Raw genomic sequence first — 12,336 nt, forward strand, 5'->3', positions numbered from 1 at the left:
CCCGCCCGCGCGGGGAGCGTCGCGAATGCCCAAGAAGAGGGATCCGCCGACAACTCCGCCGCACCGCAAGAGATGTGGCCCACCCCGGCGACCCCGCCCACCAGGAAGGCACCCCGAGAGGACAGCGAGCCGTCCGCTGACAACTTCCCCGCGCGGGAGGGCCGTTCCCTCGGCCCCCTGGCGACTCCGCCTGCTCGAAACACCTTCCTCGGCGACACCCAGCAGCAGGTCGACAACCTCCCTGCGGGGGAAGGCCGTTCCCTTGAACGTCTGGCAACTCCGTCCGCCCGAACCGCTTTCCTTGGGGACGCTGAGCAGCCTGCTGACAACTTCCCCGCGCGGGAGGGCCGTTCCCTCGGCCCCCTGGCAACTCCACCCGCCCGAAACGCCTTCCTCAGTGACGCCGAGCAGCCCGCCGGCAACCTCCCCGCGCGGCAAGGCCGTTCCTCTGACGCCCAAGTGGCCCCCCTCGGCCAGAGCCCGCTCCCCGCAGCCGTCGAGCCGCCCACAAGCAACCCCCACCCGCAGGACGGCCGTCCCTCCAGCACTCCGGCGACCCAAAGCCCCCTCCCCGCACAAGACGCACCCCCAACCGGCGCCCCCAACCACCCCCCTGCCTACACCCCCCGCTCCATGGCCTCCCCCTCCCGGGACGGTGACCTCCGGCGTACCTTCCCCGCGTTCCCCGTCAAGGAAGCCCCGTTCGGGGGGACTTGGTGGGGGCGGGCCTGGGTGGAGGCTCTGGAGGGCGGGGCGCTGGACGGCAAGCGGCTGGCGCGTGGGCGCGGGTACGCGGAGGCCGGTCATGTCGACGCGATCACGGTGACCCCGGGGTCCGTGCTGGCGTACGTGCAGGGGAGCCGGCCGCGCCCGTACCGCGTGCAGGTGCGGCTGCGGACGTGGGGCGACGGGGACTGGGAGACGTTCCTCGCGGCGGCCGTCGAACGGCCGGGGCAGCTCGCCGCGCTGCTCGACAAGGAGATGCCGCGCACGCTGGCGGAGTGCGGGGTGCCGCTGCTGCCGGCCGCCGGTGAGCTGGAGCCGCAGTGCAGCTGCCCGGACCACGGCCGGCCCTGCAAGCACGCGGCGGCCCTCTGCTACCAGACCGCGCGCCTCCTCGACGCCGACCCCTTCGTGCTGCTCCTGCTGCGCGGCCGGGGCGAACGCGGCCTCCTGGACACGCTGGCCCGCCGCAGCGCCGCGCACGCGGCCCGCACCGCCCAGGACCGCGACCCGGCCGCGCTGCCGGGCGTACGGGCCGTCGACGTGCTCCGCGCGCAACGCCGCCTCCAGCCGCTGCCCCCGCCCGCACAGGCCCCGCGCCATCCCGAGCAGCCCCCGGCCTACCCGGCCGTCCCCGGCGGCCCGGACGCCTTCGCGCTGGACCAGCTCGCCACCGACGCCGCAGCCCGCGCGCACGCGTTGCTCGTCACCGGGGAGGACGAGATCGGCGCTCTCACGCTGTGGCAGGACGCCGTACGGCTCGCCGCCGCCCGCCCGGGCTCCGGCCTCACCGCCGCGACCCGCGCGCTGTACGCCTCCCTCGCCGCCGCGACCGGCAGCACCTCCGGCGACCTCGCGCGCGCGGTGGCCGCCTGGCGGCAGGGCGGACGTGAGGGCCTCGCCGCCCTGGAGGAGCCCTGGGACCCGCCGGCCGGCCGCTTCGACCGCGCCCGCCCGCTCCTCCTGGCCACCGGCCACCCCGCCTTCCGCCCCTGGCGCAACCACCTCACCCACCCCCAAGGCCACCTCCAGCTGCGCTACGGCCAGGACAACCTCTGGTACGCCTACGAGTCCGACCCGGGCGCCGACGACTGGTGGCCCCGGGGCACCCCGTCCTACGACCCGGTGGACGCCCTGGCCGCGACGACCCAGGCGTACGACCACTGATCCCGACGGGGGACGGAGAACCCGGGGTCGGACAACGTCCCTTAGGGGCAACCTCCCTTAGGGGCAACCTCTCTTAGGGGGGAGCGTCCCTTAAGGCAACCTCCCTTAGGGACGTTCCCCAGCTCCGGTAAGGGGCTCCCCCCATTCCCGGCGAGTACTACACCCCCCTACGCCGCCCCACCCACCCCCACCCCCCACATCGCCGTATGTCCGGTGAAGACCCTGTAGGGGTTCCCCGTACGTGTTGGGGTGATACGGCGGGGGAGCGCGAGGAGTTGGAGGGGGCCGTGGGCCGGGAGGCGCGTGGGGCGGTTAGCGTGGAGCGGTGAGTGAGACGAAGACCCCCACCCCCGTGACCGCCCTCCCCGCCGGGCCGATCCCGCAGGCCGCGCTCCCGGCCGGGCCCGCGAACGCGACCGCCACGTCGGCCGGCCCGATGACGCCGACCCCGACCATGCAGTACCGCTTCGACGGCCCCGAGGACGCTCCGGTGCTCATCCTGGGGCCCTCGCTCGGCACCACCTGGCACATGTGGGATCGGCAGATCCCCGAACTCACCAAGCAGTGGCGGGTGTTCCGCTTCGACCTGCCGGGGCACGGCGGCGCGCCCGCCTACCCGGCCGGGTCGGTCGCGGACCTGACCGGCCGGCTGCTGGCCACCCTGGACGCGCTCGGCGTCACCCGCTTCGGCTTCGCGGGCTGCGCGCTGGCCGGCGCGATCGGCATGGAACTGGCGCTGCGCCACCCGGAGCGGCTCGCGTCCCTCGCGCTGATCGCCTCCTCGCCGCGGTTCGGCACCGCCGACGAGTTCCGCCAGCGCGGCGTGATCGTCCGCACCAACGGCCTCGACCCGATCGCCCGCACCTCGCCCGACCGCTGGTTCACGGCCGGTTTCGCCGCCGCTCAGCCCGCGATCACCGACTGGGCGGTCCAGATGGTCAGGACGACCGATCCAGGCTGTTACATCGCCGCCTGCGAGGCTCTGGCGGCCTTCGACGTCCGGCCCGAGCTCGGCATGGTCGGCGTGCCCACGCTGGTCCTCGTCGGCTCCGACGACCAGGTCACCGGGCCCGCCGAGGCACGCACCCTGGTCGCGGGCATCCCGGACGCCCGCCTGGCCGTCGTACCCGGCGCCTCGCACCTGGTGCCGGTCGAGCAGCCCGCCGCCGTCACCGACCTCCTGGTGCGGCACTTCTCGACGGCCTGGCAGCCCGGTTACGACACCGGCCAGACCGCCGTCCCGGGTATCCCCGTGGTGCTCCCGCAGCAGGCCGCGCCGATCGCCGAGATCGCCACGGCCGCGCCCGTGGCCCCCGACCAGGTGATGGGCCGGCCCGACCCGTACGACGCGGGGCTGAAGGTCCGCCGCGAGGTGCTGGGGGACGCGCACGTCGACCGCGCGCTGTCCCAGGCCGACGAATTCTCCGGTGACTTCCAGGAGTTCATCACGCGCTACGCCTGGGGCGAGGTCTGGGACCGGCCCGGGCTCGACCGGCGCGCGCGCAGTTGCGTCACCCTCACCGCCCTGGTCGCGGGCGGCCACCTCGAAGAACTCGCCTTCCACACGCGCGCGGCCCTGCGCAACGGCCTCACCCCGGACGAGATCAAGGAGGTCCTCCTCCACGCCGCCGTCTACTGCGGGGTGCCCGCCGCCAACAGCGCCTTCCGCGTCGCCCAGCAGGTGATACGGGAGGAGACGACTCCCCAGGAGTGAGGGCCGGGGCCGGAGTCGGGGACCCTGCCCTTAGGGGTGGGGTTCGCCCTTAAGGGCAGGGATCAGGGCAGGGCTTGCCCCTAGCGGTGCCGGGGGCGGCATTTGCCCGGCTCTACGGAGCTGATCTGGTCGTTCATGCTGTACTGCGTGACGTTGCCTGTGAAGTTCCCGGCGATCTGTAGGCAGCGGCCCTTGAAGTCGACGTTGGTGTAGACCGCCCAGATCCGGCCCGTGTTGTTGCGCAGCGACGACGTGATGTTGTCGAAGTCCAGCGAGCCCAGCGCCAGCGAATCCTTCGGTCCGCGCACCCCGATCACGCGCCCGCCACCGTCGATGTTCTGGAACAGGCAGAAGTTGCGGCTCCCGCACCGGTCGTAGCCGGTCGCTCGGGGTGCCGCGGCGGCGGGCGGGGCCAGGGCGGTGAGGGCGAGCCCCGCCGCCATCGACAGACAGGCGGTCATGGTCCGCAGTTTCGACAGCTTCGACATGTCGTTCTCCCGTTGGATCGGTGCTGAGGCGCCGACCCTAGGCGTCCGCGTTCATTTGAATACGGAACATCGGGATCGTCCGGAAAAGAGCCAGTAAGGGCTTTCCCGTAGGGCCCCTAAGGGCTCCGGCCGCAACAGCGCCGCCACCCCGCCCCCACCCGCATCCCCCACAAGGGCTAGAGCCCGTACGGGTGCGCCCCCGATGCCGGACCGGAAACGTCCCCTCCGCCCCGGAGAGGCAGGATGGACCCATGACGAAGCTCACCAAGAAGTCGCACGCCTGCGTCCGCCTGGAGAAGGACGGCCGGACCCTCGTCCTGGACCCGGGTGTCTTCACCGAGCCGGACGCGGTGGACGGCGCCGACGCGATCCTGGTCACGCACGAGCACCCGGACCACTTCAGCGAGGCCCATCTGAGGACCGCCCTGGAGGCGAACCCCCAGGCGGAGATCTGGACGCTCCGCGCGGTCGCCGAACAGCTCACCGCGGCCTTCCCCGGGCGCGTGCACACCGTCGGCCTGGGCGACACGTTCACCGCCGCCGGGTTCGACGTCCAGGTCCACGGCGAACTGCACGCCGTCATCCACCCCGACCTCCCCCGCATCACCAACGTCGGCTACCTGATCGACGGCGGGCAGGTCTTCCACCCCGGGGACGCCCTCACCGTCCCCGACCACGCGGTGGACACCCTCCTGCTGCCGGTGATGGCCCCCTGGAGCAAGATCTCCGAAGTGATCGACTACGTCCGCGAGGTGAAGCCCGCGCGCGCGTACGACATCCACGACGCCCTCCTGACGGACCTCGCCCGGCCCGTCTACGACAACCAGATCGGCGCGCTGGGCGGTGCCCCGCACGAGCGGCTGGCGTCCGGGGAGAGCACCTCGCTGTGACTGTCAGTGGGGCCCGGTAGGTTGTGAGGCATGCGCATCGCGACCTGGAACGTGAACTCGATCACCGCCCGCCTGCCGAGGCTCCTGGCCTGGTTGGAGAGCAGCGGCACGGACGTGCTGTGTCTCCAGGAGGCCAAGCTGGCCGAGGACCAGTTCCCGTTCGAGGCCCTGCGCGAGGCCGGTTACGAGGCGGCGGTGAACGCCACGGGCCGGTGGAACGGCGTGGCGGTGCTCTCCCGCGTCGGCTTGGAGGACGTCGTCAAGGGCCTGCCCGGCGGGCCCGAGTACGACGGCGCCGAGGAGCCCCGCGCGGTGTCGGCGACCTGCGGTCCCGTGCGCGTGTGGTCGGTGTACGTGCCCAACGGCCGCGAGGTCGACCACGCGCACTACGCGTACAAGCTCCAGTGGTTCGAGGCCCTCAAGGCGGCCGTCGCGGGCGACGCCTCGGGTGCGCGCCCCTTCGCCGTCCTGGGCGACTACAACGTGGCCCCTACGGACGACGACGTCTACGACACGGCCGTCTTCGAGGGCCTCACGCACGTGACGCCCGCCGAGCGCGCCGCCCTCGCGGCCCTGCGCGAGACGGGCCTCACCGACGTCGTCCCCCGCCCCCTGAAGTACGACCACCCGTACACCTACTGGGACTACCGCCAGCTCGCCTTCCCCAAGAACCGGGGCATGCGCATCGACCTGGTCTACGGCAACGAGCCCTTCGCGCAGGCCGTCAAGGACGCCTACGTCGACCGCGAGGAGCGCAAGGGCAAGGGCGCCTCCGACCACGCCCCGGTCGTCGTCGACCTGGAGGTGTAGCCCCCAGCCCCCCCCAGCCCCCTCGGCCCCCGACCTCCTCCCCCTAGGTGACCGCCCCCTGCGCGCCTGTGGTGCGCACACCGGTGCGAATGTCACGCTGGGCGTATGAACATCCCGTTTCTGGGCAACAGGCGCAAGAACACGGAAGGGGCCGTGCGCGACGCCGACCCCGAGGGGGTGGCGGCGCTGCTCTCCGAGTGCGAACTGCTGCGCTCCCAGGCCCGGGAGGCGGGGGTCGGGCTCGACGACACCCCGGCCTCGCTGGAGGCGCTGGACCAGCTGCTGCCGCGCTGGCGCGACGACGAGGAGACGCTGCCCTGGCTCGGCAACGACGCCGGGCTCTACCTCGGCACGGTCATCGTCCGCACCCTCCCCGACGCCGTCTGGGCGCTGCACGGGGGCGGCGGGCCCGTCGTACGGCTCGCCTCCGGGCGGGAGTTCGACGTGGTGGCGGCGGGGCGGGAGTGGGCGGTCAGCGGTGTGCCGGAGCTGTCGCAGCTGTACGGGGAGGTCGCGGAGGGGTCCGAGGGGGTCAGGGGCGCTCGGGGGGCGACCCGTACGGGAGGTTAAATACGGCTTATGCCCGAAAAGTGCGTGTCGCGCCTTAACTCCCTCCCGGTGTGGATAGTTTGCGGCAACCACGACACAGCTGAGGAGCAGGGCTGCGTATGGCCGTCCATCCGTTGACCGGACCGCGAGACGTCGACACCCACGGCGGGCCGACCCGGCCCACGAGAGCCGGGCCCGCCGGGCACAGGTGGGGGGCGACCGAGCCATGATCGGTCTCGACTACGATGGATGGTTCGCCCCCAGGGCTCCTGGGCCTTAGGGGGCAGCAGTGCACCAGAGCCATACCCGGCCGGCCGCGTGGCCGGAGATCACTGCTCGCCCTGGCAGGGCCACCCGTGCGACCCGCGTACGACGGCCGTCCCTGCCGGCGAGGAGAAGGTCAGCCGCGCGCCGGGCGGGTTGTGCTCGATGCGGAGCGGGTCGAGCGGGTGTGCGGCGCATCGCCGACCGGCTTGCCGAGAGCGAGCGGGCCCTTGTCGTGCCAGACGCGGCAGGGGCGCCGCTCGTCTTGGCCGGTGCCAGGACAACTCACCTGAGAACTTCAGGACAACTCACTTGAGAGACACGGCGGTTCACTGCGCCCGAGGTGTTGTGCGGGGCGCGCTCGCGGGGTCCGGGTCGGCGAGCGGGGTACGCGCCGCGCGGGTCACGTCGGCGACGAGTTCGACCACATCAGGGCCGTACGCATGGGAGTTGACCACCTTCAGCAGCAGGGCGAAGGAGCCCTCGCCGTGTTTGCGGGCCAGGCGTTCGTGGTGGCGGGCGAGGTAGCGGGTGGCGGCCTGGTTGTCGATCGCGCGCTGGCCGCAGAAGAGGAACACCGGCCGGGTGCCGTGCCGTTCACCGGTCGTGAGCCGGGCCAGCAGGACGTACTCGGTGATGCCCGGGTCGAGGCGGTAGCGCTCGGCGCCGATCTGGAACGCCCCCCGGTCCGGGCCGGGTTCGGGGTCGACGTTCACCCGGAACCCCGGCAGCAGCGCCGACATATGGGCCAGCATCCGCCGATTTGACCCCGGCCCTCCGACGCAGAACTCGGTGCGCTCGCCGAACCCCTGCTGCACGGCGTCCTGCGTGACCACCTGGACGTTCGCCCCGCATTCCTTGATCAGCGCGGCCAGTTCGAGCAGCGCGAACACGTCGAAGCGGTGCACCGCGGGCTCGGCCGCCGCCGGGTCGCGGTTGACGACGAGCAGTGACTCGGAGTTCTCCGGCAGCCCGAAGAACGCCTGCTTGCGCCGCAGCCGGCGCCTCCACAGATACGTCCGCGCGAGCCACCCCAGGGCCGCGCTGATCCCGGCGGCCACCACGCCCAGGACGATGTTGCGCACGTCGTCGTTCATGGGCGCGCATGCTAGCGGCCGGACCGGGCGCGGGCGTACCCATGTTCGAGATGTGGCGGTCGTATGACGGTGCCCTGAATGCCCCTGTCGGCGCGGGGGCAATGTGGTTACAGTCGCGGACGGTCCTGATCTGGAGGTACTTGCGGATGCGGTTGCGTCGCCCTGTCGCGCGGAAACTGTCGGTGCTGGCGGTTTCCGCCACTGTGGTCTCGGTGGGGGCCGCGGCGCCACCCGCCGCACAGAGAACGGAAGTTCACAAATCCCCGGTCGCCGTGGGCTACGGCGGCGCCGTCTCCAGCGTCGACGCCGACGCCTCGGCCGCCGGCATCGAGGTGCTGAGGAAGGGCGGCAACGCGGTCGACGCGGCCGTCGCCACCGCCGCCGCGCTCGGCGTCACCGAGCCCTACTCGGCGGGCGTCGGCGGGGGCGGCTACTTCGTCTACTACGACGCCAAGTCCCGTACGGTGCACACGATCGACGGCCGCGAGACCGCGCCGCTCAGCGCCGACTCGGGGCTCTTCCTGGAGAACGGCAAGCCGCTCGCCTTCGCCGACGCCGTCAGCAGCGGCCTCAGCGTCGGCACCCCGGGCACCCCCGCCACCTGGGCCACCGCCCTGTCCAACTGGGGCTCGCAGCGCCTGAGTTCGGTGCTCAAGCCGGCCGAGCGGCTGGCCCGCGACGGGTTCACCGTCGACGACACCTTCCGCTCCCAGACGGCCGCCAACGAGACCCGCTTCCGCTACTTCCCGGCCACGGCCAAGCTGTTCCTGCCCGGCGGACAGCTCCCGGTGGTCGGCTCGACCTTCAAGAACCCCGATCTGGCCCGCACTTACCAGGAACTGGCCCGCAAGGGCGTCGGCGCGATCTATCAGGGCGACCTCGGCAAGGACATCGTCCGGACGGTCAACCACCCGCCCGTGGACCCGAGTTCGGGCTGGAACGCCCGTCCCGGAAAGCTCTCCGCCGCCGACCTCAAGGCCTACGGCGCCAAGCTCCAGGCGCCCACGAGGACGACGTACCGAGGGCTGAACGTCTACTCCATCGCGCCCTCCTCCTCCGGCGGCACCACCGTCGGCGAAGCCCTCAACATCCTTGAGAACACGGACCTTTCGAAGGCCGGCGAGGTGCAGTACCTGCACCGCTACATCGAGGCCAGCCGGATCGCGTTCGCCGACCGGGGCCGCTGGGTCGGCGACCCGGCCTTCGAGGACGTCCCCACCAAGCAGTTGCTTTCTCAGAAGTACGCGGACTCGCGGGCCTGCCTCATCAAGGACGACGCCGTCCTCACCAGCCCCGTCCCGCCCGGCGACCCGCGCCACCCGGCGGCCTGCGACGCCTCCGGCACGGCCGCGCCGACCACCTACGAGGGCGACAGCACCACGCACCTCACGGTCGCCGACAAGTGGGGCAACGTCGTGGCCTACACGCTCACCATCGAGCAGACCGGCGGCAGCGCCATCACCGTCCCCGGCCGCGGCTTCATCCTCAACAACGAGCTGACGGACTTCTCCTTCGCCCCGGCCAGCCCGGCCGTCCACGACCCGAACCTGCCCGGTCCCGGCAAGCGGCCCCGCTCGTCGATCTCGCCGACGATCGTGCTCGACAAGGCCAACAAGCCGGTGGTGGCGCTCGGTTCACCTGGCGGCGCGACCATCATCACCACCGTGCTCCAGGTCCTGACCGAGTTCCTCGACCGCGGGCTGCCGCTCGTCGACGCGATCGCCGCGCCACGCGCCAGCCAGCGCAACCAGGCCACCACCGAACTCGAACCGGGCCTGTACAACAGCGCGCTGAAGGGTCAACTCGAAGCGATCGGGCACAAGTTCACCCTGAACCCCGAGATCGGCGCCGCGACCGGCGTGCAGCGGCTGCCGGGCGGCAAGTGGCTCGCCGCCGCCGAGACCGTCCGCAGGGGCGGCGGTTCGGCGCAGGTGGTGAACCCGGCGCCTTAGTCCGACTCAGGCCGCTCGTACCGCACTTCGCTAGTCCAACTCAGGCCGCCCGCACCGCACTTCGCTCCGTCAGGACGCGCGGCCCCGCCGCGGTGATCGCCACCGTGTGTTCGGCGTGGGCCGCGCGGGAGCCGTCGTTCGTGCGCAGGGTCCAGCCGTCGGGGGCCTCGTGGTAGCCGTCCTCGCCGCTCGCGATCAGCATGGGCTCGATGGCGAGGACCATGCCGGGGCGCAGCAGCAGACCGCGGTGCGGGCGGCCCTCGTTGGGGACCGGCGGGTCCTCGTGCATCCGGCGGCCGATGCCGTGGCCGCCGAAGCCCTCGGGGATGCCGTAGCCGGCCTCGCGGCAGACCCGGCCGATCGCGTGCGCGATGTCGCCGACGCGGTTGCCTGCGGTCGCCGCCGCGATGCCGGCGGCCAGGGCACGTTCCGCCGTCCCGATCAGCCGGGTGTCGGCCGGGCGTGGGGTGCCGACGGTGAAGCTGAGCGCCGAGTCGCCCGCCCAGCCGCCCAGTTGGGCCCCGCAGTCGACGGAGAGCAGGTCGCCGTCGCGCAGCCGGTAGCCGGTCGGGATGCCGTGCACGATCGCGTCGTTCACGGACGCGCAGATCACCGCGGGGAACGGGGTCGGCGCGAAGGAGGGGCGGTAGCCGAGGAACGGTGAGCCCGCGCCCGCCGCGCGCAGCACCCCGCGCGCCACCTCGTCCAGCTCCAGCAGGGAGACGCCCACGTCGGCGGCGTCCCGCACGGCCGTCAGGGCGCGGGCGACCACCTGGCCCGCCGTGTACATCTTGTCGATCGACGCGTCCGTCTTCAGTTCCACCATGCCAATTACTATACCGGTATTAGAATGGGCGGCATGGTGCGCACCCCCTTGACCCCCGAAGAGCGCGAGCGCGGCGAGCGGCTCGGCAGACTGCTGCGCGAGGCCCGCGGCGGGCGGAGCATGACCGACGTCGCGGCGAGCGCCGGCGTCTCCGCCGAGACGCTCCGCAAGATCGAGACCGGCCGGGCGCCGACCCCGGCGTTCTTCACCGTCGCCGCGCTGGCCGGCGCGCTCGGCCTGTCCATGGACGAGCTGGCCGCGCGGTGCGCGCTCGCGGGGGTCGCCCTGTAGGAAGCTGTGCGGCCCCTGTGCGCTTCCCTCGCGTACGGCCCGCCCCGCGCTCTTCGCGTCCCCTTCGCAAACTCTTCGTAGCCGGTCCGTAACACGGCTGGTGTTTGCTGAGCCGCCGGAGTGTTGCGGCCGGCGGGAGTTGGGCGATGACTGTGGATCAGCTCCCGGAGCGGGTGCGGGAGTTCGTGGCCTACCTGGACGCCCTCATGGGGCGCTTGGACCAGGGCGCCGGCTGGTGCGGCGTGTTCTGGCAGCGCGACCCCGACGGGCTGCGCGCCTGCCTCGACGGCAGCGAACTGCCGCCCTGGGACGTGCTGGAGGCGCTGCTGCACGACGTGGCGACCGCATACGGCCCGGCCGCCGCCCGGCGCGAGGCCGAGCGGGCCCGCCCGCTGCACACCGCCGCCCTGCGCGCCCACGACGCCCGCCCCGGTGGCCGCGACGCCCTCGCCGACCGGCTCGACGTCATGCTCCGCGAACAGCGCTACGCGGCCGACCGGCAGGCCGAGTTGGGCCGCGCGCTCACCGCCGCGAGCGGCGCCGAGGAGGCCGAGGCGCTCCGCCTCGACCTCGCCTGGGCCCGCGACGACCACGAGCGCGCCACCGCCCGGTGCGCCGAACTCCGGCGCCGCATCGACGAGTTGGAGCGGTCCGCGCCGGAGCCCGCGAGCGGGCCGGCGCCGCCCGAGCCCGAGCCGGAACCCCAACTCCCCAAGCAGCGCAAGAAACGCCGGGGCGGTGCCCGGTTCGCCGGAGCCGCCGAGGAGGAGGACGCCGCCGCCGTCGCCGTACCCGAGACGGCTCCGCTGCCCGAGGCGCCGGCCGGGGGGCGGGGGGCGCGGTTCGGCGGGGCCGGGGGGCGCAAGGCGGCGGCGCGGGAGGCCGCGGCCGTGCCCGAGCGGGCGGCGGACGCGGGGGCTGTGCCGGAGACGGCCGAGGCGGTGCGGCGGCTGGTCGCGCTGCGCGCCGGGGGGCGCAGCGGGGAGGCGCACGCGCTCCTCGTCGAGCTGGCCGGCTGGCCCGCCGCGCGCATCCCGCTGCTCGCCGACGGGCTGCGGCGGGCCGGGCTCGGCGCCGACTGGACGACCCTGCTCTGGGAGACCGCCTCGCTCCCCGCCGACCGGCTCGTCGCCGCCGCCGACGCCCTGACCGGCGCGGGCCGCGCCGCCGACGGCGAGCAGATCCTGCGCCAGGGCGTCGCCCGGCCCGCAGGGGAGATCGGGGAGGCCGTACGGGACCTGGTCGGGGCCGGGCGGCGGCGCGAGGCACAGGCGCTGCTCGACGCGTACGTCCGGGTACGCACCCCCGAGGAGGCCGCCCGCAGCGCCGCCCCGGACCCGCAGACCCTCGTCCCCCTGCTGCTGCGCGCCGCGCAGGGCGTCTCCGACGAACGCCACTGGGACCTCGTCCACGCGCTGCGGGTGGCGGGGTTCGGGGGCTGAGGGAGGGGGCTGAGGGAGGGGCTACGCCATATGCCCCCCTTCGCCCCACCGGAGTGTGAAACGCGATCGACTCGGCGGGTTAACGGCGCCGGTCTTGGCAAGGGCGTCCCGGAGGCTTACGTT

Annotated in this window: 11 protein-coding genes; 8 read left to right on the top strand and 3 right to left on the bottom strand. The window is 73.4% G+C overall.

Annotated features, from left to right (window positions below; genetic code table 11):
* Positions 1-72 precede the first annotated feature (72 nt).
* Both ACYUD3_RS02560 and pcaDC read left to right on the top strand, forming a co-directional pair.
* The gene (locus ACYUD3_RS02560; RefSeq protein WP_470963908.1) at positions 73-1,890 is read left to right on the top strand and encodes an SWIM zinc finger family protein; all 1,818 of its coding nucleotides are present in this window, start codon (positions 73-75) and stop codon (positions 1,888-1,890) included.
* A gap of 436 nt (positions 1,891-2,326) precedes the next feature.
* A complete protein-coding gene (gene pcaDC / locus ACYUD3_RS02565; RefSeq protein WP_470963911.1) occupies positions 2,327-3,604 on the top strand; it encodes a bifunctional 3-oxoadipate enol-lactonase/4-carboxymuconolactone decarboxylase PcaDC in 1,278 nt (425 codons plus the stop codon).
* Positions 3,605-3,684: 80 nt separating this feature from the next.
* Here the strand turns inward: pcaDC and ACYUD3_RS02570 are convergent, their stop codons facing one another.
* Positions 3,685-4,092 (bottom strand): peptidase inhibitor family I36 protein, encoded by a 408-nt coding sequence (locus ACYUD3_RS02570; protein ID WP_470962755.1) that lies wholly within the window; start codon positions 4,090-4,092, stop codon positions 3,685-3,687.
* A gap of 251 nt (positions 4,093-4,343) precedes the next feature.
* Between ACYUD3_RS02570 and ACYUD3_RS02575 the strand changes: the two genes are divergently transcribed.
* From ACYUD3_RS02575 to ACYUD3_RS02585, 3 genes are all read left to right on the top strand, one after another.
* On the top strand, positions 4,344-4,982 hold the full coding sequence (locus ACYUD3_RS02575; RefSeq protein WP_470962758.1) for an MBL fold metallo-hydrolase: 639 nt from the start codon (positions 4,344-4,346) through the stop codon (positions 4,980-4,982).
* A gap of 30 nt (positions 4,983-5,012) precedes the next feature.
* The gene (locus ACYUD3_RS02580; protein WP_470962761.1) at positions 5,013-5,792 is read left to right on the top strand and encodes an exodeoxyribonuclease III; all 780 of its coding nucleotides are present in this window, start codon (positions 5,013-5,015) and stop codon (positions 5,790-5,792) included.
* 105 nt (positions 5,793-5,897) lie between these two features.
* Complete coding sequence (locus ACYUD3_RS02585; RefSeq protein WP_470962764.1) at positions 5,898-6,362, top strand: DUF6278 family protein; 465 nt, start codon at positions 5,898-5,900, stop codon at positions 6,360-6,362.
* Between the two features lie 572 nt (positions 6,363-6,934).
* Here the strand turns inward: ACYUD3_RS02585 and ACYUD3_RS02590 are convergent.
* Positions 6,935-7,702, bottom strand: a complete 768-nt coding sequence (locus ACYUD3_RS02590) for a hypothetical protein (protein WP_470962766.1) — start codon at positions 7,700-7,702, stop codon at positions 6,935-6,937.
* 146 nt (positions 7,703-7,848) lie between these two features.
* Between ACYUD3_RS02590 and ggt the strand changes: the two genes are divergently transcribed.
* Positions 7,849-9,654, top strand: a complete 1,806-nt coding sequence (gene ggt / locus ACYUD3_RS02595; protein ID WP_470962768.1) for a gamma-glutamyltransferase — start codon at positions 7,849-7,851, stop codon at positions 9,652-9,654.
* Positions 9,655-9,694: 40 nt separating this feature from the next.
* Here ggt and map read toward each other — a convergent pair whose 3' ends face one another.
* Complete coding sequence (gene map, locus ACYUD3_RS02600) at positions 9,695-10,480, bottom strand: type I methionyl aminopeptidase (protein WP_470962771.1); 786 nt, start codon at positions 10,478-10,480, stop codon at positions 9,695-9,697.
* Positions 10,481-10,513: 33 nt separating this feature from the next.
* Here map and ACYUD3_RS02605 point away from each other — a divergent pair, with 33 nt between their 5' ends.
* Positions 10,514-10,771, top strand: coding sequence for a helix-turn-helix domain-containing protein (locus ACYUD3_RS02605; protein WP_470962774.1), 258 nt, complete (start codon positions 10,514-10,516; stop codon positions 10,769-10,771).
* Between the two features lie 146 nt (positions 10,772-10,917).
* Positions 10,918-12,213 (top strand): hypothetical protein, encoded by a 1,296-nt coding sequence (locus tag ACYUD3_RS02610; RefSeq protein WP_470962777.1) that lies wholly within the window; start codon positions 10,918-10,920, stop codon positions 12,211-12,213.
* The last annotated feature ends 123 nt before the right edge of the window (positions 12,214-12,336 follow it).

The sequence above is a fragment of the Streptomyces sp. AMJ-169 genome (genome assembly GCF_055597585.1).